The sequence below is a fragment of the Sphingobium sp. genome (assembly GCA_023266575.1).
In the GTDB taxonomy this organism is placed as follows: Bacteria; Pseudomonadota; Alphaproteobacteria; order Sphingomonadales; family Sphingomonadaceae; genus Sphingobium.
In genome coordinates this window covers 81,863-101,454 of sequence record JAHFPV010000002.1, presented here as the reverse complement: position 1 = coordinate 101,454, position 19,592 = coordinate 81,863, and the positions used below count along the sequence as shown (strand labels likewise).

At 63.7% G+C, this 19,592-nt stretch carries 16 protein-coding genes, 1 tRNA gene and 1 pseudogene; 3 read left to right on the top strand and 15 right to left on the bottom strand.

The genetic code is table 11. The features are described 5' to 3' along the window. Positions 1–29: 29 nt before the first annotated feature. Positions 30–1,991: a PAS domain-containing sensor histidine kinase gene (locus tag Q0D44_RS02915; protein ID WP_294132148.1), complete on the bottom strand. Its 1,962-nt coding sequence runs from the start codon at positions 1,989–1,991 to the stop codon at positions 30–32. Between the two features lie 175 nt (positions 1,992–2,166). Here Q0D44_RS02915 and Q0D44_RS02910 point away from each other — a divergent pair, with 175 nt between their 5' ends. Beyond that, the gene (locus tag Q0D44_RS02910; protein WP_294132145.1) at positions 2,167–3,081 is read left to right on the top strand and encodes a sugar kinase; all 915 of its coding nucleotides are present in this window, start codon (positions 2,167–2,169) and stop codon (positions 3,079–3,081) included. Between the two features lie 135 nt (positions 3,082–3,216). Here the strand turns inward: Q0D44_RS02910 and Q0D44_RS02905 are convergent, their stop codons facing one another. The 10 genes and pseudogenes from Q0D44_RS02905 to cyoA form a co-directional block, all read right to left on the bottom strand. Next, entirely contained in the window at positions 3,217–3,486 is a 270-nt protein-coding gene (locus tag Q0D44_RS02905; RefSeq protein WP_366008990.1) for a type IIL restriction-modification enzyme MmeI, read from the bottom strand. A 105-nt stretch (positions 3,487–3,591) separates the two neighbouring features. Next, a pseudogene (locus tag Q0D44_RS02900) lies at positions 3,592–6,085 on the bottom strand (DNA methyltransferase); the annotation flags it as partial. A gap of 84 nt (positions 6,086–6,169) precedes the next feature. After that, positions 6,170–6,243, bottom strand: a tRNA-Gly gene (locus Q0D44_RS02895). A gap of 35 nt (positions 6,244–6,278) precedes the next feature. Beyond that, a complete protein-coding gene (locus Q0D44_RS02890; protein WP_294132138.1) occupies positions 6,279–6,812 on the bottom strand; it encodes a response regulator transcription factor in 534 nt (177 codons plus the stop codon). After that, on the bottom strand, positions 6,802–8,127 hold the full coding sequence (locus Q0D44_RS02885; protein WP_294132133.1) for an ATP-binding protein: 1,326 nt from the start codon (positions 8,125–8,127) through the stop codon (positions 6,802–6,804). Before Q0D44_RS02885 ends, Q0D44_RS02890 begins: the two co-directional genes overlap by 11 nt. Next, positions 8,124–8,822, bottom strand: coding sequence for an SURF1 family protein (locus Q0D44_RS02880; protein WP_294132131.1), 699 nt, complete (start codon positions 8,820–8,822; stop codon positions 8,124–8,126). The genes Q0D44_RS02885 and Q0D44_RS02880 overlap by 4 nt, the downstream gene beginning before the upstream one ends. Further along, positions 8,819–9,181 (bottom strand): cytochrome o ubiquinol oxidase subunit IV, encoded by a 363-nt coding sequence (gene cyoD, locus Q0D44_RS02875; RefSeq protein WP_294132128.1) that lies wholly within the window; start codon positions 9,179–9,181, stop codon positions 8,819–8,821. Before cyoD ends, Q0D44_RS02880 begins: the two co-directional genes overlap by 4 nt. Beyond that, on the bottom strand, positions 9,178–9,822 hold the full coding sequence (cyoC, locus tag Q0D44_RS02870; RefSeq protein WP_294132125.1) for a cytochrome o ubiquinol oxidase subunit III: 645 nt from the start codon (positions 9,820–9,822) through the stop codon (positions 9,178–9,180). The genes cyoD and cyoC overlap by 4 nt, the downstream gene beginning before the upstream one ends. 4 nt (positions 9,823–9,826) lie before the next feature. Next, positions 9,827–11,845: a cytochrome o ubiquinol oxidase subunit I gene (cyoB, locus tag Q0D44_RS02865; RefSeq protein ID WP_294132122.1), complete on the bottom strand. Its 2,019-nt coding sequence runs from the start codon at positions 11,843–11,845 to the stop codon at positions 9,827–9,829. Positions 11,846–12,019: 174 nt separating this feature from the next. Further along, positions 12,020–13,150 carry a ubiquinol oxidase subunit II gene (gene cyoA, locus Q0D44_RS02860; protein WP_294132119.1) on the bottom strand — a complete coding sequence of 377 codons (1,131 nt, stop codon included), beginning with the start codon at positions 13,148–13,150 and terminating at the stop codon, positions 12,020–12,022. A gap of 164 nt (positions 13,151–13,314) precedes the next feature. On the opposite strand from cyoA, the gene Q0D44_RS02855 reads away from it, so the two are divergent. Further along, the gene (locus Q0D44_RS02855; RefSeq protein ID WP_294132116.1) at positions 13,315–14,649 is read left to right on the top strand and encodes an MFS transporter; all 1,335 of its coding nucleotides are present in this window, start codon (positions 13,315–13,317) and stop codon (positions 14,647–14,649) included. A gap of 121 nt (positions 14,650–14,770) precedes the next feature. Here the strand turns inward: Q0D44_RS02855 and Q0D44_RS02850 are convergent, their stop codons facing one another. Further along, entirely contained in the window at positions 14,771–15,616 is an 846-nt protein-coding gene (locus Q0D44_RS02850; protein ID WP_294132114.1) for a glycosyltransferase family A protein, read from the bottom strand. 5 nt (positions 15,617–15,621) lie between these two features. Then, positions 15,622–16,893 (bottom strand): ammonium transporter, encoded by a 1,272-nt coding sequence (locus tag Q0D44_RS02845; RefSeq protein ID WP_294132112.1) that lies wholly within the window; start codon positions 16,891–16,893, stop codon positions 15,622–15,624. Between the two features lie 109 nt (positions 16,894–17,002). On the opposite strand from Q0D44_RS02845, the gene Q0D44_RS02840 reads away from it, so the two are divergent. Beyond that, the gene (locus tag Q0D44_RS02840; protein WP_294132110.1) at positions 17,003–17,704 is read left to right on the top strand and encodes an NAD-dependent deacylase; all 702 of its coding nucleotides are present in this window, start codon (positions 17,003–17,005) and stop codon (positions 17,702–17,704) included. A 171-nt stretch (positions 17,705–17,875) separates the two neighbouring features. Here Q0D44_RS02840 and Q0D44_RS02835 read toward each other — a convergent pair whose 3' ends face one another. Then, positions 17,876–18,904, bottom strand: a complete 1,029-nt coding sequence (locus Q0D44_RS02835) for a FecR domain-containing protein (RefSeq protein WP_294132107.1) — start codon at positions 18,902–18,904, stop codon at positions 17,876–17,878. Further along, the gene (locus tag Q0D44_RS02830; protein ID WP_217671941.1) at positions 18,822–19,427 is read right to left on the bottom strand and encodes a sigma-70 family RNA polymerase sigma factor; all 606 of its coding nucleotides are present in this window, start codon (positions 19,425–19,427) and stop codon (positions 18,822–18,824) included. Before Q0D44_RS02830 ends, Q0D44_RS02835 begins: the two co-directional genes overlap by 83 nt. Positions 19,428–19,592: the final 165 nt, after the last annotated feature.

Here is a 19,592-nt window from a genome sequence, read left to right as displayed (position 1 = left end):
CGCTGGCAAGCCCCTATCCGCCAAAAGCGTCAATCGCCGCCCGGCGCGACCGTGGCATGGACAACCCGGTCGGCGGCGCGCGAGGCCCGGCTGGCCTTGACGATGCGGGCGAGTTCCGCCTGTTTGAAGGGCTTGTCGAGGCGCGGGCGGGCGCTGGCGTGGGGGGGCAGTTCGGCAAAGCCGGTGATGATGATGACGGGCAGGCCCGGAAAACAGGCCTCTATCGCGTCGGCCAGTTGCGCGCCGGTCATGCCGGGCATCGCATGATCGGTCACCACCAGATCGACCGCGCCCTGTTCCAGCAGGCGCAGCGCGTCGACGGCATTGCTGGCCTGAAACACGGTATGGCCCAGATCCTCCAGCATCCCCGCCGTGTTCATCAGCACCAGATCATCATCATCGACCGCCAATATGACCATGGGCGTGTCGAGGCCGTCCACCGCCTCGCTGCGCGCCGGGGCGGCCTCGACTGCATCGGCGCTGGCGACGGGCAGCCACAGGGCGACGCTGGTGCCGACCCCGACCTCGCTCGACAGGGTCAGCGATCCGCCGCATTGCTGGGCAAAGCCATGGACCATCGACAGGCCAAGCCCGGTGCCCTTGCCCACGCCCTTGGTGGTGAAAAAGGGTTCGCGCGCGCGTTGCAGCGTCGCCTCGTCCATCCCTTCGCCAGCGTCGGTGACGGCCAGGCGGATATAGGCGCCCGCTGCCAGATCGGGCCGTTCGCCGCTATCGACCGTGATTTCCGCCGCCTCGACAATGATCAGCCCGCCACCCGGCATCGCGTCGCGGGCGTTGACCGCCAGGTTCAGCAGCGCGAGTTCCAGCTGTGTGGGATCAGCATGGGCGGCGGCCAGGGCGAGGGGGAAGCGGGTTTCGATGGTGATGCCGGACCCAAGCGTCGTCTGGAGCAGGTCGGCCATGTCGCGGACCAGCCCGATGCAATCGACGCTTTGCAGTTTCAGTTCCTGCTTGCGGGCAAAGGCCAGCATCCGTTGCGTCAGCGTCGCGCCGCGTTCTGCCGCCGCCATCGCATTGTCGAGATAGCGGCTGATGTCCGCGCCGCTGCCCATGCGTTGCCGCGCCAGATCGAGACTGCCGACGATCACCGCCAGCAGATTGTTGAAATCATGCGCGACCCCGCCGGTCAGCTTGCCGATCGCGTCCATCTTCTGCGTCTGGACGATGGCGTCGCGTGCCTCGTCCAGCGCGCGTTGCGATTCGCGCCGTTCGGTAAGGTCGCGGGTGATCTTGGCAAAGCCCAGCAGCTGCCCGTCGGAATCGCGGATCGGATCGATCACGACATTGGCCCAGAAACGGGTGCCGTCCTTGCGGATGCGCCAGCCTTCGGCTTCGAACCGGCCCTCGGTTTCGGCGGTGTGGAGCGCGCGGGAGGGGAGGCCGGCCATCCGGTCCTCCTCACTATAGAAGCGGGCGAAATTCTGGCCGACAATCTCGTCCGCGCGATAGCCCTTGAAGCGTTCGGCCCCCCGGTTCCAGCTCGTCACCGTGCCGATGGGGTCGAGCATATAGATGGCATAGTCGGTGACGCTTTCCACCAGCAGGCGGAAACGTTCCTCGCTGTGGCGCAGCGCTTCGCGCGCGGCGCGCTGTTCGTTCATGTCGCGGGTGATCTTGGCGAAACCCAGCAATTGCCCGTGGGGATCACGGATCGGGTCGATGACGACGCTGGCCCAGAAATGGGTGCCGTCCTTGCGCACGCGCCAGCCTTCGGCCTCGAACCGGCCATCATGGTCGGCGGTGTAGAGCGCCAGGGCGGGAATGCCGCTCGCCTGATCCTCCGCCGTGTAGAAACGGGAAAAATGCTGGCCGATAATCTCGTCCGCCTCATAGCCCTTGAACCGGCGCGCGCCCGCGTTCCAGCTGACGACGGTGCCGGTGGGATCAAGCATGTAGATGGCATAATCGGTAACGCTCTGGACCAGAAGTTCAAAGCGGTTGTCGGGACGTCCAGGCGCAGCGCTAATCATGAATTCCCCGAAGGCGGACGTCGGATGGTCTATAGGCGTCCTTGCCAACAGGCAAAACGTTGTTGTCGCGCAAATGTTCCCCAATTGATGCAAAACGGGACTTTGTCCGGGCGATGGCTTGACTTGCGCGCGGTCACTCCGCACGAAACCGGTGTCATAAAGAACGGGATGCAGCATGAACAGCGTAGCAAAGGCGAATGTCACGGTCATCGGCGAAGCGATGCTGGAACTGAGCCGGGGGAGCGGCGACAGCTGGAACCTGCGCTATGGCGGCGATGTCATCAATACCGCGATCCACCTGGCGCGGTCGGGCGACACGGTGCGGCTGGCCAGTGCTCTGGGTGCGGACCCGATGAGCGCGGAGCTGTGCGCGGCGTGGGAGGCGGAAGGGGTCGACACCAGCCTGGTGCTGCGCGCGGCGGACCGGCTGCCGGGGCTCTACGCGATAGAGACCGACGCGACCGGCGAGCGCAGCTTCCACTACTGGCGGGGCGAGGCAGCGGCGCGGCGGATGTTCGACCTGCCCGGCAGCGCGGAGATGGTGGCGCGGGCGGCGCAATCCGACCTGCTCTATTTCTCGCTGATCACGCTGGCCATCCTGCCCGACGCGGGGCGGGAGGCGTTGCTGGACCTGTGCGCGAACGTGCGGGCCAATGGCGGCAAGGTCGCCTTCGACGGCAATTATCGCGCCCGGCTGTGGAGCGACGCGGCGACCGCCTGCCACTGGCGCGACCGGGCGATTGCCGTGAGCGACATGGGCCTGCCGACGCTGGCGGACGAGGTGGAGATGGGCGCAGCCGACGACGCGCAGGACGCCGCCGCCCGCTGGGGCGCGGGTGAGGGGCGCGAAGTGGTGGTGAAGCTGGGCGGCGATGGCTGCCTGGTCGATGGCACCATCGTGCCGATCCCGCAAAGGGTGCCGGTGATCGATTCCAGCGGGGCTGGCGATGCGTTCAACGGCGGCTATCTCCACGCGCGGCTGGCAGGCGCGACGCCGGTGGACGCGGCGCTGGCGGGGCATCGGCTGGCGGGCTGGAATATCGGGAGGCGCGGCGCGATTCCGGCGCGGGATGGGGATGCGCCTTATTGAGGGGCTGATTGTGACTCCAATCAAGGGGAGGGGGAGCGAGGCGAAGCCGCGCGTCCACGCTGGCGGCAGTACACCCCCACCTAACCTCCCCCTCAAGGGGGAGGAATTGCAAGTCGCGGTCGTTAATACCTAGCCCTATGCCCCGCCCGCATCCTGACCGGCCTTGCGCGCCACGCGGCGGTTTTTCGCGGCGCCCAGCCGTTCCAGCGGATTGACCAGCGCCTCATAGCGGCCGAACAGATGTTCCACCCTGTCGCGGTCGGTTTCAAACGGGGCCGCGCGGTAGAGCCGGTCCACCGCGCGATCCAGCGCGGCATGGGCGCGGCGCAGGTCGGCGGGCATGGTGTCCGGGTCATACAGATCGGCCAGGCTGGACGTGGGATAGGCGGCGCGGGCATCCAGCACCGCCTGCGCCAGCCCCTCTATCTTCGCGCGCTGGGCGGGGGTGGCGTCGGGCCATGGGAAGGTGTTGTAGACGAGGCCGATGGAGTATCTGAACCTGCTTTCCAGCCTTCCACCGATATGGGCCAGCCAAGCCATGTGCGCGCGACTGGTCAGAATGGCAAAGTCATAAATCGAGGCATTAGGTTGAACAAATAGCAGGTCACTTGCGATGGTCGGCGGATGAAGCCAGCCCATCGGAACATAATCTCTACGTTCAGAACTCACCTTTGGGATCACAAGATAGGCGTGCGTTGGAACGACGGTCACATGAAACCGTGTTGGTTCTAAAGCCAATTTCCGTGTTGCAGCACTATTGCTGGCTGACCGCATCTGACGAACTAAAGCAATTCGTTCCATGACGGCTGGTAAGCCCCTGATTTCCGATGGCACGGCATTTCCAAGGTAAAGGATCGACCGGTCGCCGCCATTGATGAACTCTTCCAATGTAGCGGTGCAAATACTTTATCGCACCGGGTTCTCTTGAAAGGAACTCGGCCCGTTCGTTGGCGTCGAAAATGTAATGGCCGCCATCGATCGGCTTGGAACCAATCGCGACCTTTCCCGCCCCATTGATCGGCCTGCTTTCCTCCTTCACCACCAGATGCCGGTTCGCGACGCCTTTTGCATCGAACAGATAGGCGGTTAGCGCGGCATGGCGACTTTCAACTGGATCGCCCTTGATGTCGGGATAGCTGAACAGCCGCTTTTCCGCCGGTTCATGATCGCGGTGGGCCAGGCCGATGATGACGACATGGACATGCGCCTTGCCCCTGGCTTCGCTGAACCAGTTGAAGGTGCGATGCGCGAAGGCGATTTCCAGCCCGTGGCGGTCGAACAGGAGAGGCCATAGCTGCGCCACCTGTTCGCCCTGGGTAATCGAATTGGTGGAAACGAAGGCAATGCGGATATTATACGCATGGCGTTCTGTGCGGTAAGACACGGCAGAATGTGTGTCATAAGTTTTACGCCCATTTTCTATTAGATGGGTGGGACGTATGTATTGCCCCGCCTTGATGAACCAAGCCGCCACATAATCCAGCGTGCCGCCACTGCCGCCCAGCCCGGCAATGTGCCGCACCTGCGCCCGCTGAAACGCGCTCTGATATTTCGCGCCAACAAAAGGCGGGTTGCCCATGATATAGCTGCATTTTTCCGGCGGCAGCAGATCGGCCCAGTCCGCTTCCAGCGCGTCGCCATGCAATATGTGGGCGCTGTCCTTGAGCGGGATGCGGGCATAGTTCAGGCGGAACGCCTCATTGATCGCATTATTGGCGATATGGTCCATCATCCACATCGCGACTTCGGCGATCCGGGCCGGAAACTCCTCATATTCGATGCCGTAAAACTGGTCGACCGTGACGCGGGACAGCAGGGCTGCGTCAATCTGCTGGTCGCCATATTGGGCCTTGAGCGCTTCGAGTTCCAACGCCCGGATTTCGCGATAGGCGATGACCAGAAAATTGCCGCACCCGCACGCGGGATCGAAAAAGGTCAGCCGCGCCAATTTATGCTGAAACTCGGTCAAGGCCCGGTCCCGGCCGGTCTTGCGCGCGACGATGGCGGCCAGTTCCGATTTCAGATCATCCAGAAACAGCGGGCCGATGACCTTCATGATATTGGCTTCGGTCGTATAATGCGCGCCCTTGGCCCGGCGCTCCTTCGCGTCCATCACCGACTGGAACAGCGACCCGAAAATGGCGGGCGATACGCCCGACCAGTCGTGCCGCGCCGCGTCCAGCAGATGATCGCGCATCGCCTGGGTAAAATGCGGGGTGCGGACACGCTTGGCAAACAGGCGGCCATTCACATAGGGAAAGGCGTTGAGTTCGGCTTGCAGGGTCGACTGGCGGGCATTTTCCGGCGTGTCGAGAACGTCGAACAGGTCATTGAGAATGCGGCCAACATCGCTGCCGTCCGGTTTGGTGTCATTTTCGACCAGCTGGAGGAAAATATCCTTGGGCTGGAAAATGCCGGTGTCGTCGGCGAACAGGCAGAAGAGCAGCCGGACCAGCAACTGTTCCAGATCATGCCCGACATAGCCCGATTCCTCCAGCGCGTCGTGCAGCTTGCCCATCAGTTCCGCCGCCTTGATGGTGACGCCCGCCTGGGTTTCAAAACTGACCTTGCGGCCCAGCATGAAATCGAACGCGGTGATATGCTTGTGCAGATCGGCGAGGCGGAATTTCAGTTCGGTGCGGGTTTCAAGGTCCAGCAGCACCCAGGTCTGAAAATCGCAGGACAGCACCCAGCGCGGTTGCTGCGTCGGGTGGATACCCTCGACATAATCGAGCGCCTGCCCCTGCGCCCGGCCCAGGTCCAGGCTGGCACTTTTCTGTTCGACCAGCAGCGTGCCGGGCCAGAACAGGTCGATGAAACCGTGCCGGTTGTTCAGCAGCTTGACCCGCTGTTCATAGATGGCGACCTGCTTGCGCTTGATCCCGAAAATCTCGAAAAATTCATTGTAGAATGTCTGGGTCTGGCCGCGCTCATAATGCGCGTCCTTCCAGTCATCGCTGAACGCCTTGGCTCGACGCTTTATCTCATCCCAGCCTAAACGCATGAATCCCCCTTGGCTGCCCAAGACTTAGCCTGCCCGGTGCGGCGCGCCAAGGCGCGTTTGGATTAGCCGGATGATTGGGGGATTTGGAGCGGGTGAGGGGAATCGAACCCCCGTCGTCAGCTTGGGAAGCTGCTGCTCTACCATTGAGCTACACCCGCGTGCGACCGCCCATTGCCACGGCGCAAATGCGCCGTCAACCAACCTGGCGCTTGGCGAGTTTGCGGGCCAGCGTGCGGCGGTGCATTCCCAGGCGGCGGGCGGCTTCGGAGATGTTGAACTCGCTGTCTTTCAGCGCTTCGTGGATATGCTCCCACTCCAGCGTCTTGATCGAGGTCGGGCGGGGGGCGAGCGGGGTGGCGGTGTCGCCGCCGGAACGGGCGAAGGCGGCCTCTATGTCGTCGCTGTTGGACGGTTTGGCGAGATAATTGGTCGCGCCCAGCTTGATTGCCTCCACCGCGGTCGCAATGCTGGCAAAGCCGGTCAGCACGACGATCAGCATGTCGGGATCATGGGCGTGGAGCGCCTGGACGCAGACCAGCCCGGATTGCCCGCCCAGTTTCAGGTCGACGACGGCATAGCCCGGATCATGATCGGCCAGCAGCATGGCGACCATCTCCACGCTGTCGGCGATCAGCACGGTATAGCCGCGGCGTTCGAACGAGCGTTTGAGGGTTTTGGCGAAGGCGTCGTCATCCTCGACAATCATGAGCAGACGGTTATCGGTCATCCTTATCCTCCTCGATCGCCAATGTGCCGAGCGGCAGGCGCAGCAGGATCAGCGCGCCGCCATCCGCGCCATTGCTGGCGCTGACGCTGCCGCCCAGTTTACGCACGACATTGACGACCAGGAACAGGCCAAGCCCGCCACCCTGCCGCCCCTTGCTGGAGCGATATGGCTTGCCGAAATCGGCCAGCATGTCCGCGCTGAACCCCGGTCCATTGTCGCGCACGGCGATGTTGAGCCACTGGCTGTCGCGCCCGACCAGCAGGTCGATATAGGTCGCGCCCGCTTCGCGCGCATTGTCGAGCAGGTTGGTGATCGCTTGCCGGATCACCGGATCGGCGACGATGCGCGGATAGTCGTGCGGGCCGAAATCGCAGCGCAGCGGCATCCCCGGATTGGCCGCGCGCCAGCCCTGCGCCATGCTGTCGATAAAGGCGCGGACATTGGTGACCTGCGGCGCTTCGCCGCGCGCTTCGCCTGCGGACAGCAATATGCCCGACAGGATCGCCTTGCACCGGGTGACGGCGGCCTGCATCTCCTCCACTTCCTCGACCAGCGCGGGGTGGCTGGTGATTTCGGGCATGTGCCGCCAGTCGCCCAGCACGACGGCGAGCGAGGAAAGCGGCGTGCCAAGCTCATGCGCCGCGCCCGACGCCAGCAGGCCCATGCGGACGATATGCTCCTCCTCCGCCGCCTGTTGCCGCAATTGCGCCAGATAGGCCTCACGCGCGGCAAGGTTGCGGGTCACGCGGGTCATGAAGAGCACCAGCAGCACCGCGATCATGGTGAAGCAGACCCAGGTGCCGATGATGTGGAGGTCGAACAGGCGACCCTCCAGCGCATCGCTGAGGTCCAGCGGGCGGTAGAAGAAAGCAAGGCCTGCCGCGCACAAGGCGGACACTGCGACGATGCCCCACACGCTCCAGCGATGCAGCAGCACCGCGCCCAACGCGACCTGGAGCAGATAGAGCGAGATGAAGGGATTGGTCGCGCCGCCGCTCATATAGAGTTGGGCGGTGAGCGAGAGGACGTCGAACAGCAGCGCCAGGAACAGTTCGGCATGGGTAATGTCGGTGCGCCGCCGCAAGATGGCGAGGCTGGCGAGGTTCACCCCCGCCGCGATGCAGGGGACGACGAGCATCGGCACCATCGGCAGGCGGATGCCCATGCCATAATGGACGATCAGGATGGTCGCGATCTGACCCGCCAGCGCGATCCAGCGCAACTGCACCAACAGCGCCATATTCTTGCGCCCGGCAGCGTCGGCGGGCCACTGGCTGGGCAGCCAGCGTGTCGCTATCGGCAGGAGCGCGGTCATGGGCGGCGGCTTTGGCGCATGAGGATGATATAGGCGCCCGCGGTCATGGCGGCCAGACTGAACCATGTCAGCGCATAGACAAGATGATTGTTGGGGAAGCGGATGACGGTGAGGCCGCCAACGGGCAGGGCGTCGGCGCGGGGATCGGCATCGGCGTCGATGAAATAGGTGGGCGTGGCGGGCAGGGCGCGGGCGGTGGCGATGGCGGCGACGTCGCGCGAATACCAGCGATTGGCGGCTGGATCGTTCGACCGCAGGAAGCCGCCGCCCGGCTCGGTCAGGCGCAGCAGGCCGGTCACGCGGACGATGCCGGTCGGGCGGGCGTAGCGGGTGCGGGCGTCGGGCGGCACGAAGCCGCGATTGATGAGGAGGATGGTGCCGTCGGCGCGGCGCAGCGGGGTCAGCACCCAAAAGCCGAGGCCGCGCACCGTGGACGCCTGCACCAGCGTGGCGCGATCATGCAGGAAGCTGCCGGTGGCGGTGATGCGGCGATATTCGTCCGCCTGTGTCGCGCTGCGTGGCGCGGCGATGGGCGCGGCATGGATGCGGGCTTCGACGCGGGCGATGAGGTCGCGCTTCCACGCCAGCCGCTCGACCTGCCAGACGCCCAATGCGCACAGCCCCGCAAACAGCAAGGCGGCGATCAGCGTCAGGCCGACCGGGAAGCCCGCCCGGCCCTGGCGCGGGGATGTCACGGCATCTGGCTCATATCATGCTCCATATGGGGCATCATGTTAGCGTTGAGATGATACATGACCCACATGGAGCCGGACAGGGTGATGACCACCAATACCAGCGTGAAGATGAGCGCCATCATCGACCAGCCGCCTTCCGAACGGGTGTTCATGTGCAGGAAGTAGATCATGTGAACGACGATCTGCACCACGGCAAAGCCCATGATGATGAAGGCGGTCACCTGCGGATTGGCGAAGGTCTTGTTCATGACCAGCCAGAAGGGGATGGCGGTCAGCAGCACAGACAGGCCAAAGCCGATCATATAGCTGCCCATCGTGCCGTGGCTGCCAGCGTGGGTTTCGTGATCGTGCGCGCTCATCGCAGCATCCCCATGAGATAGACGAAGGTAAAGACGCCGATCCAGATGACGTCGAGGAAGTGCCAGAACATGGAAAGGCACATCAGGCGGCGCTGGTTGGCGGCGATCAGCCCCTTTTTGCCGACCTGCACCATCAGCGTCACCAGCCAGACGATGCCGAAGGTGACGTGCAGCCCGTGGGTGCCGACCAGAGCGAAGAAGGCGGACAGGAAGCCCGACCGCTGCGGCGTCGCGCCTTCATGGATCAGATGGGCAAATTCATAAAGTTCGATGCTGAGGAACGCCAGGCCGAACAGGCCAGTGATCGCCAGCCAAGCCTGTGTCGCGCCGACCCGGTTCTTTTCCATCGCCAGCATGGCAAAGCCATAGGTGATGGACGAGAAGAGCAGCATCGCGGTGTTGAGCGCGACGAGATTGAGGTCAAACAGGTCGCGTGGCCCCGGTCCCGCCGCATAATTGCCGCCCAGCACCGCATAGGTCGCAAACAGGCAGGCAAAGATGAGGCAATCGCTCATCAGGTAGATCCAGAAGCCGAGCGCGGTGCTGGACCCTTCGGGATGATGCGGCTCCTCGCCCAGATGGAAGAGGGGCTTTCCGTCATTGTCGAGGAAGGCGGGGTCGATTTGGGAGCGTGTGGCCATGATATCAGCCCTTTGCTGCGAGCAGCGTGCTGCGCTCGCTTTCTATGCGCTCGACCACATCCTTTGGGATGGTGAAGTCGCGCTTGTAATTGAACGTATGCCCGATCGCGACGGCCAGGATGGCGATGAAGGACAGGCCCGCCAGCCACCACATGTACCAGATCATCCCGACCGAGAAGGCGACCGACAGGCCCGCGATGATGATCCCGGTGCCGGTGTTGGACGGCATGTGGATCGCGGCGTAACCTGTCAGCGGGCGCTGATAGCCGCGCTTCTTCATGTCCGCCCAGGCGTCGCCATCATGGATGACGGGGGTGAAGGCGAAATTATAGTCGGGCGGGGGCGAACTGGTCGCCCATTCGAGCGTGCGACCGTCCCATGGATCGCCTGTGGTGTCGCGCAACTGGTCGCGATTCTTGATGCTGACCGCGAACTGGATGAACATGCAGGCGATGCCCGCCGCGATCATCACCGCGCCCAGCGCCGCGATCTGGAACCAGATTTGCAGGGATGGGTCATCGAACACGCGCATCCGGCGGGTAACGCCCATCAGGCCCAGCACATAGAGCGGCATGAAGGCGACCCAGAAGCCCACGACCCACAGCCAGAAGCTGCGCTTGCCCCAGGTGGTTTCCAGCCGGAAACCGAACGCCTTGGGCCACCAGTAGTTGATCGCCGCGAACAGGCCGAACAGGACGCCGCCGATGATGACATTGTGGAAATGGGCGATCAGGAACAGCGAATTGTGCAGCACGAAGTCGGCCGGCGGGACGGCGAGCAGCACCCCGGTCATGCCGCCCACGGTGAAGGTCAGCATGAAAGCGACCGTCCACATCATCGGCAATTCGTAGCGGATGCGACCGCGATACATGGTGAAGAGCCAGTTGAAGAGCTTGGCCCCGGTGGGGATGGAAATCACCATCGTCGTGATGCCAAAGAAGCTGTTGACGCTGGCGCCCGATCCCATGGTGAAGAAATGGTGCAGCCAGACGAGGTAGCTGAGCAGCGCGATGACGATCGTCGCATAGACCATCGAGCTATAGCCGAACAATCGCTTGGACGAGAAGGTGGATGTCACTTCGCTGAACACCCCGAACAGCGGCAGGATCAGGATATAGACTTCCGGGTGGCCCCAGATCCAGATCAGGTTCACATACATCATGGGGTTGCCGCCCATGTCGTTGGTGAAGAAGGCGGTGCCGACATAGCGGTCGAGGCTGAGCAGCGCCAATACGGCGGTCAGCACCGGGAAGGCCGCCACGATCAGTATGTTGGCGCAGAGCGAGGTCCAGGTGAAGATGGGCAGCTTCATCATCGTCATGCCCGGCGCGCGCATCTTGACGATGGTGGCGATCAGGTTGACGCCCGATAACAGCGTGCCGATGCCCGCTATCTGCAAACCCCAGATATAATAATCGACGCCGACGCCGGGCGAGTAAGCGATGCCCGACAAAGGCGGGTAGGCGAGCCAGCCGGTGCGGGCAAATTCGCCCACGAACAGCGACATCATGACGATCACGGCACCCGCTGTCGTCATCCAGAAGCTGAAATTATTGAGGAAGGGGAAGCTGACGTCGCGCGCGCCGATTTGCAGCGGGACGATATAGTTCATGATCCCCGTGATCATCGGCATCGCGACGAAGAAGATCATGATGACGCCATGGGCGGTAAAAATCTGGTCGTAATGATGAGCGTTCAGATAGCCTTCAGAGCCATTGAAGGCCATCGCCTGCTGCAACCGCATCATGATCGCATCGGCAAAGCCGCGCAGGAACATGATCAGCCCCAGGATCATATACATGATGCCGATACGCTTATGGTCCACGGTCGTGAACCAGTCGTGCCACAGCGTGCCCCACAGCCGATATTTGGTGACGAGCCCCAACACCACCGCGCCGCCCAGCGCGACCATCAGGAAGGTGCCGACGACGATCGGCTCATGCAGCGGAAGCGAACTCCAGTCGAGCCGACCGAAGATCAGCTTCCAGATGCCGCTATTTTCGGAGGCGGGATGCGGGGACATGGACGTTACGGCCTTGAAAAGGGGGAGGGGGTTATCTCAAGCCCCTCCCCTTCAGGGGAGGGGTTGGGGTGGGGGCGTGAGGCAAGCGCGGCGTCAAGACGATAGCCCCCACCCCCAGCCCTCGGATCGAGGCACGTGACTCGATCCGACCTAAAGGAGAGGGGAGTATTCGCGTTAATGCCCATCATGCCCCTCATGATCCTGCTGCCCCGGCGCCTGTTTGCCGCGCTCGGCGGGGGTGCGTTCTGCTGCTGGCGTCATGCCCGCAGGCTGGGCGATCTCGCCCTTCTTGCCGGGTTCGACCGGGTGGTAGCCGCCCACGTCGATGGTGCCGTCATGGCGCAGGCCAGCGGTGTTGCGAGCTGATTCCTTGCCTGCGCCGCCTTGGCTGTCGGTCATCATGATCGCGTCCATGCAGCGCTTGCCCGGTTGCACGCACATGTTGAGCGCGGCGTGGAACAGGCGGGGTTCGACGCTGGCGAAATAGGTCGGCTTCACTTTCTCGCTCGGCTGTTCCAGCTTCACATAGGTGGCGCGGTCGAGCGCCTTGCCGCTGGCCTTTACGCGGGCGACCCACTGGGCAAAGCCGCTCTGGTCCATCGCGTGGAATTTGAAGCGCATGTTGGAAAAGCCAGCGCCCGAATAGTTGGCGGAAAAGCCATCGAAGTTGCCGGGCTTGTTGGCGACCGCGTGCAGGCTGGTCTGCATCCCCGGCATGGCATAGATTTGCCCCGCCAGCGCCGGCACGAAAAAGCTGTTCATGATGGAGGCGGAGGTGATCTTGAATTCGATCGGCTGGTCGACCGGCGCGGCCAGTTCATTGACCGTCGCGATGCCAAGCTCAGGGTAAATGAACAGCCATTTCCAGTCGAGCGCGACAACCTCGACCTGCAACCGCCTGGCGGCTGGATCGACCTTGCGCTGCGCGTCCAGCCGCTCGATCGGGCGGTAGGGGTCGAGCAGATGGGTGCTGGTCCAGGTGACCGCCCCCAGCGCGATGATGATCAGCAGCGGCGCGGACCAGATCAGCAGTTCCAGGCTGGTCGAATGATCCCAGTCGGGATCATAATCGGCGGCCTGTGCCTTCGCCCGATATTTCCATGCGAACCAGGCGATGGTGGCCATCACCGGCAGCACGATCAGCAGCATCAGCACCGTCGCGATCAGGATGAGATCGCGCTGCTGCATCGCAACGTCGCCGGACGGGGCCATCACCACCCAGTTGCACGCCCCCAATGGCAGCAGCAGCAGGGGCGCGAATCGGCGCAGAATTGCGCGGCTTTTGGCAGGTGGTCGAGCGATCATGGCCTCCGTCTAGTCAGGAAGTTACCGGGGCGACATTGGACCTTTTGTCCTATCCCTGTGCGGCTGCGAAATAGGGCATGGGTCTATTTGACAAGCCGATGATTCGCCGTGCAACGAAGTGCGGCGGACAATCGTTCCCGCAGCATGAAGGCCCGTTCCACGCCATGACATCCGCGACGACAACGCCCAACGAAACGCAGGCGGAACATGACGTGCGCAATCTTCATGCGCAGGGGGGCAAGAAGATCGCGCCCGGCGAGATCGCCATCGGCGTCATCATCGGCCGGACGTCGGAATTTTTTGACTTTTTCGTCTATGCGATCGCGTCCTGCATCGTCTTTCCTGCCCATGTCTTTCCCTATCTGTCGCCGCTCATGGGCACGCTCTGGTCCTTCGCCATTTTCGCGCTGGCCTTCGTCACGCGGCCGATCGGGTCGTTCATCTTCATGGCGGTGGATCGCGCCTATGGCCGGGGGGTGAAGCTGACCATCGCCTTGTTCCTGCTCGGCGGATCGACCGCGGCGATTGCCTTCCTGCCTGGCTATGCGACGATCGGCCACTGGTCCGCCATGCTGCTGGCGCTGTTCCGTGCGGGGCAGGGTGTCGCGCTGGGCGGCACATGGGATGGCCTCGCGTCCCTGCTCTCGCTCAACGCGCCGCAGCGCAAGCGCGGCTGGTATGCGATGATGCCGCAACTGGGCGCGCCGCTGGCCTTGATCGTGACGGCAGGGCTGTTCGCTTTCTTCCTCTCCACCCTGTCGCGCGCCGATTTCCTCGACTGGGGCTGGCGCTATCCCTTCTTCGTGGCGTTCGCGATCAATGTGGTGGCGCTGTTCGCGCGGCTGCGCATCGTCGTGACGGAGGAGTTTTCGCGCCTCTACGAGACGCGCGAACTCCAGCCTTCGCCGGTCATTCCGACCATCCGCAGCGAAGGGCGCAACATCGTCATCGGCGCCTTCGCGCCGCTCGCCAGTTTCGCCCTGTTCCACATGGTCACCGTGTTCCCGCTGTCATGGATCGCGCTCTACACCGACCAGCCGCTGGAGCGCTTTCTGGTGATCGAGGCGATTGGTGCCTGCGTCGGCGTGCTGGCGATCATCGTGTCGGGCTTCGTCGCGGACATGATCGGTCGCCGCCGGTTGCTCGGCTATTCGGCGGTCGGGATTGGCTTCTTTGCGGTCGCTGCGCCGCTGCTGCTCAATGGCGGCGATCTGGGCGAAGTCGCCTTCATGGTGCTGGGCTTCATCCTGCTGGGCTTGAGTTTCGGCCAGTCGTCGGGCGTGGTCGCCTCCAATTTCCGCACCGCGACCCGCTACACCGGATCGGCGCTGACGTCGGATCTGGCGTGGCTGGTGGGTGCGGGCTTTGCCCCACTGGTGGCGCTGGCGATTTCGGCGGAGTTTGGGCTGGCCGCGTCGGGCGCTTATCTGCTGTCGGGTGCGGTGGTGACCGGCTTCGCGCTGTTCGTGAACAAGGAACTGGCAGGCAAGGATCGCTAGGCCATGACGACTTCAGGGTAGAAGCCCAACCTCCGTTCGTTTCGAGCGAAGTCGGGAAACCGTGGCGCTGAGGTTTCTCGACTTCGCTCGAAACGAACGGATCATTGTGTTCACCCCCGTCCTAAACTGCGCCCCGCATCCGGGCCAATGCCTTGCGGTCGAACCAGGCGCTGATGCCGCCGCGCGGGCGGAAGCGGGGGAGCCACTCGGGGTAGAGGCTGGCGAGGCGCAGGGGCAGGCCGTCCGGTCCCTGCCGCGTCATGATGTCGGACACGATCCGGTTCTGGTAGAAGCGCACCGAATAGTTGATCAGCCTCCTATATTGCATCCGCCAGGTGGAGGGGCGGGCGAGGCTAACCTGTTCGCACACAAACCCTGCGCCCTCGCAGGCGACGATGCGGGTGACGTCCCAGCCGCTATCCTTCTGCAAATCGGTGTGCGCCCAGGCCGCGACCAGCCCGTCATCACCGATCAGGTCGTCGGGCAGGCGCAGGCCGCGCGTGCGGATCGCGGCCACAAAGTGGCCCGACAGCGCATAGAGATCGCCGAACAATCCGCCCTGCGTGCGCAAATCGCGGCGATAGGTTTCCGCCATCCGGCCATTGACCGGCATTCCGGCGGCGGCATTGGCATGGGGGTGGGCGGCAAGGTCTGCCACCAAAGCGTCGATCGACCCGGCCTGTATCTCCGCGTCGCCATCCATGAAGATGACGGCTTCCTCATCGCCGGTCAGCAAATCATGGACCATATAGTTCCAGGTGCGCGACTTGCCGCCCGTAGCAATGTCATGGACGATGATGTTGGCCCGCCCGCCAGCCGCTTCCTGCGCCCGCGCCACGGTGGAGTCTGTGGTGCCGTTGACCAGCACATGGAATAGCGTGTCCGCCCGGTCGAGCGGCAGCGAGCCAAGGCAGGCGGCGATGCGCTTTTCTTCCTGATGGGCGAAGATGGCGACGGCGACGGACATGGCGTTTAGCGGAAATCCCAGCCCTGCTGGCCATGCTGGCTGGCGTCGAGACCGTCGGCTTCCTCCTGCGTGCTGACGCGCATGTGGATAACCATTGACACGATCAGCGCGGCGATGGCTGTGCCGATCATCGCCCAGAGCGCGACGACGACAAGGCCGATCAGCTGGCCGAGCAAAGCGGCACCCAGGCTGACCGGCGTTTCATAGCCAACCCCGCCGAGCAGCGGCAGGACGAAGAACGGGAGCAGCAGGACGCCGGTGAGGCCACCCAGTCCGTGGACCACGAACACGCTCGCCGGATCGTCGATCCAGCGACCCGCCAGCCCGCCAATCAGGCGACAGACGATCGCGGCGATCACACCGATCATCATCGCGCCGCCGGTGCCGACCAGCGCAGCGCTCGCGGAAATGGCGGCGATGCCGGCCAGCGCGCCGGACAGGATGCCGGTCGCGCTGCTGCGCGCGCCCAGCAGCCGGTCGAGCACGGCCCAGACCAAGGCAGCAGCACTGGCAGCGAAATGATAGTTCAGGATCGCGGTCGCGGCATCATCGGTCGCGCCCAAGGCCCAGCCGCCGACCACGCCCGACAGGCCGACCCACAGCAGCGCGCCGCCCGCCAGGCTCAGCACCGGCGCATGGCCGGGGTCGGACGCTTCGCACCGCCGCCCGGCGATCAGCGCCAGCGTCAGCGCGGAAAAACCCGCCACGCCATGCACGACCAGTCCGCCGGCAAAATCCAGCACGCCAAGGTCCGCCAGCCAGCCACCGCCCCAGACTGCATGGGCGACCGGCGCATAGACCAGCAACAGCCAGAGCGGCGCAAAACCGACCAGCCAGCCCAGCCACACCCGCTCCGCCACCGCGCCGATCAGCAGGCAGGCGGCGATCAGCGCCAGCGCCATCTGAAACAGGACGAAGGCGGATTCAGGAACAGTCAGGCCTTCGCGCAACTGCCCCAGATTGGCGAGCAACAGGTTCGCACCGCCGCCCAGCCAGGCGCTGCCCGGTGCATAGGCGATCGAGTAGCCCGCAATGGCCCAACCCAGCGACACGACCGCCGCCACCGCCGCGCCCTGCGTCATCACCGATAAAGCGTTGCGCACATTGACCAGCCCCGCATGGCGCAGCATCAGCCCCGGCAGCGCGGCCAGCAGCACCAGCAGCGCGCACATGATCATCCAGCCGGTATCGCCACTATCGGCGGCGGCGACCTGCGCAAAGGCAGGCTGCGGCAGCGCGAGGGCGGCGATCACGGGCAGGGTCAGGGCAAAACGCATGGGGCATGTTCCGGCTTTAATAATGGGTCGGGGTCTAGCCCGGACGGGGTAAAGACTTCGATAAGCAGGACCATGGCATTGACGCCGGGCTTTGTTTAGGCTGGGCGACATGAACCCGGACATACGCAATATCGTCATCCTCACCGGCGCTGGCATTTCCGCCGAAAGCGGGCTTGCCACCTTTCGCGGGCCGGATGGATTGTGGGAGGGGCATCGGGTGGAGGATGTCTGTACGCCAGAAGCGATCGCGCGCAATCCGGCGCTGGTGCATCGTTTCTATGACGAGCGGCGCGCGAAGCTGGACGAGGTCGCGCCCAATGCCGCGCATGAGGCGCTGGCCGCGCTCGACCGGGCGTGGCCTGGGGAATTGCTGATCGTCACGCAAAATGTCGATGACCTGCATGAGCGGGCGGGGGCAAAGCGGCTGATCCATATGCATGGCGCGCTGCGATCGGCGCTGTGTGCGGGGTGCGGGAAGGCGGTGGCGTGGAACGGATCGCTGCCGCCCGGATCGGTCTGCGATGGCTGCGGGCGGCCAAAGCTGCGGCCCGACATCGTGTTTTTTGGCGAGATGCCTTATGAGATGGACGCGATCGACGATGCGCTGCGGCGCGCCGACCTGTTCGTGTCGATCGGCACGTCGGGCGCGGTCTATCCTGCGGCAGGCTTCGTCCAGACCGCCCGCCATGTCGGCGCGCGGACGCTGGAGCTGAATCTCGATCCGTCGGCGGGCAGCTATTATTTCGAGGAAAGCCGGCTGGGACCGGCGAGTGTGCTGGTGCCGGAGATGGTGCGGGAGTTGTTGGGGTAGGGCAGGCTATTGCCCGAGCGGGTTTTGAAACTGATTCGTCCCGGGTGAAATCCCCACATCCGTTCGTTTCGAGCGAAGTCGAGAAACCTGCTCACCACGTTTCTCGACTTCGCTCGAAACGAACGGATCAAGATGTAGGCATCACGCTTTTATATTGGTCCGCCCTGCGCGTCACAATCCGACCCCATTGTCCGCCATCGCCGGCTCTTCGTCGCGATAGAGCAGCATGACGGAGCCATCCTCGCCGGTCACCGCGCGGATGGGGAGGCTGAGTTGCAGGGCGGAGAGAAATTCGCGGCTGTCGCTGATGCGGAAGCGGCCGCCGATGCGGAGCGCCGATACGCGGGTGTCTCCGATCAGGATCGGCGCCGTGCGGTAGCGGTTAAATTCGCCGGTCGCCTGCTCGATCGTTTCGCCGTCCAGCTCGACCATCTGTTCGCGCCAGGCGGTGCGCTGGCCGACCAGCTTGGGGTCCAGCCGGGTAAGCGCGATGGTGCGCGGCTGGATCACCGCGCCGCTGCCCGCGCTGACGCGCTTCTGTACATTGTCGCCCGAATGGACGGTGACGGTGCCGTGGGTGACGGTCAGTTCGACGATCGAGGGGCGCATCCGCACGTTGAAGGCGGTGCCGACCGCGCGGATGACCGCCGATCGCGCCTCGACATCGAACGGACGCTCGGGGTCGCGCGCGACATCGAACGATGCCTCGCCCTTCAGGATGCGTACTTTGCGTCCATTGTCGGTGAAGCGGACTTCTGCCTCGCTGTCGCTGTTGAGGTGCAGGGTCGATCCATCCTCCAACGCGATGTCGCGAATCTGGCCGATGCCGGTCTGATAGCGTTCCACCCCGCTAAAGGTGCGGACGGTGACGATCGCGGCGACGATGAAGAGCATGACCGCGACGGCGGCGGCGACCATGATGTTGCGCGACAGGCGGCGCTGCTGTTCTTCGCTGACGATCTGCGCCATCGGGGGCAGGGTGACGTCGGCGGCGGCGCTTTTCAGCCGCTCGGCTGCTTCCCATGCGGCTTCGGCACGGGCGAAGGCAACGGCATGGCTGGGGTCAGCCTCGACCCATTCGCAAATTTCGGCTTCGTCTTGCGGACTGGGGTCGCTGTTAAGCCTGGCCAGCAGGCGCGCTGCTTCCGCTTCGATCGCGGCCCTGGTCCCGCAGCTTGATTCTGGCCCCGACCCCTGCACGCTCGAAATCCGTTTCCTCACGTTCTGCCCAGGCCCGCATAACTATCGCGATGGCTTTGGCCAGATGTTTTTCAACAGTAGAAACGGATAGGGACATCTCCTCCGCTATTTCCAGCATCGATTTTTCGTGGATGCGGCGAAGAATAAAGACGCGGCGACATTGAACAGGCAGCGACTCGACGATGACCTGCACCTGGCGGAGCGCTTCGCGGGCGTGCAATTGCGCCTCGATCGTGTTTTCGCCGCCCAGCAGTTCCAGGTCGGCCATGGTTTCAAAGCTGACCACCTTGTTACGGCGGGCGGTGTCGATGACGAGGTTGCGGGCGATGGTGAAGAGATAGGCCCGGCCCGTCGTCACATTTTCCCAATTTTCCGTGGCATAGGCGCGGGTCATGACTTCGGCGACCATGTCGTCAAGTTCATGGGTGGAGGGCAATATGCGTCGCAAGCGACCGCGTAGCGCGGCTTCCTGTGGCAGGATGACGGTTTTGAACCATTCCAGCTTTGCGCGAACCCTATGCACGTCGACCCCCTATTTTGTCAGCCGCGCCTCTCCGTGATTTTTATTTGTCACAATTCAATCATGGTTGCAGGGGTCTGTCCAGCGGCGGAGCGATCATATTTTAGCGATCAACCCAAAAGGTTCCGCCGCTGGACATAAAAACTGTGGATATGTCGCGCTGGAGAC

Bases quoted from the DNA above. Each gene is read 5' to 3' on its own strand.
- Q0D44_RS02850 (WP_294132114.1), bottom strand. From the start codon at position 15,616: ATGTCCGTCGCCGTCGCCATCTTCGCCCATCAGGAAGAAAAGCGCATC.
- Q0D44_RS02885 (WP_294132133.1), bottom strand. From the start codon at position 8,127: ATGACCGCGCTCCTGCCGATAGCGACACGCTGGCTGCCCAGCCAGTGG.
- Q0D44_RS02845 (WP_294132112.1), bottom strand. From the start codon at position 16,893: ATGCGTTTTGCCCTGACCCTGCCCGTGATCGCCGCCCTCGCGCTGCCG.
- cyoA (WP_294132119.1), bottom strand. From the start codon at position 13,150: ATGATCGCTCGACCACCTGCCAAAAGCCGCGCAATTCTGCGCCGATTC.
- Q0D44_RS02840 (WP_294132110.1), top strand. From the start codon at position 17,003: ATGAACCCGGACATACGCAATATCGTCATCCTCACCGGCGCTGGCATT.
- cyoB (WP_294132122.1), bottom strand. From the start codon at position 11,845: ATGTCCCCGCATCCCGCCTCCGAAAATAGCGGCATCTGGAAGCTGATC.
- Q0D44_RS02915 (WP_294132148.1), bottom strand. From the start codon at position 1,991: ATGATTAGCGCTGCGCCTGGACGTCCCGACAACCGCTTTGAACTTCTG.
- cyoC (WP_294132125.1), bottom strand. From the start codon at position 9,822: ATGGCCACACGCTCCCAAATCGACCCCGCCTTCCTCGACAATGACGGA.
- Q0D44_RS02910 (WP_294132145.1), top strand. From the start codon at position 2,167: ATGAACAGCGTAGCAAAGGCGAATGTCACGGTCATCGGCGAAGCGATG.
- Q0D44_RS02855 (WP_294132116.1), top strand. From the start codon at position 13,315: ATGACATCCGCGACGACAACGCCCAACGAAACGCAGGCGGAACATGAC.
- cyoD (WP_294132128.1), bottom strand. From the start codon at position 9,181: ATGAGCGCGCACGATCACGAAACCCACGCTGGCAGCCACGGCACGATG.
- Q0D44_RS02890 (WP_294132138.1), bottom strand. From the start codon at position 6,812: ATGACCGATAACCGTCTGCTCATGATTGTCGAGGATGACGACGCCTTC.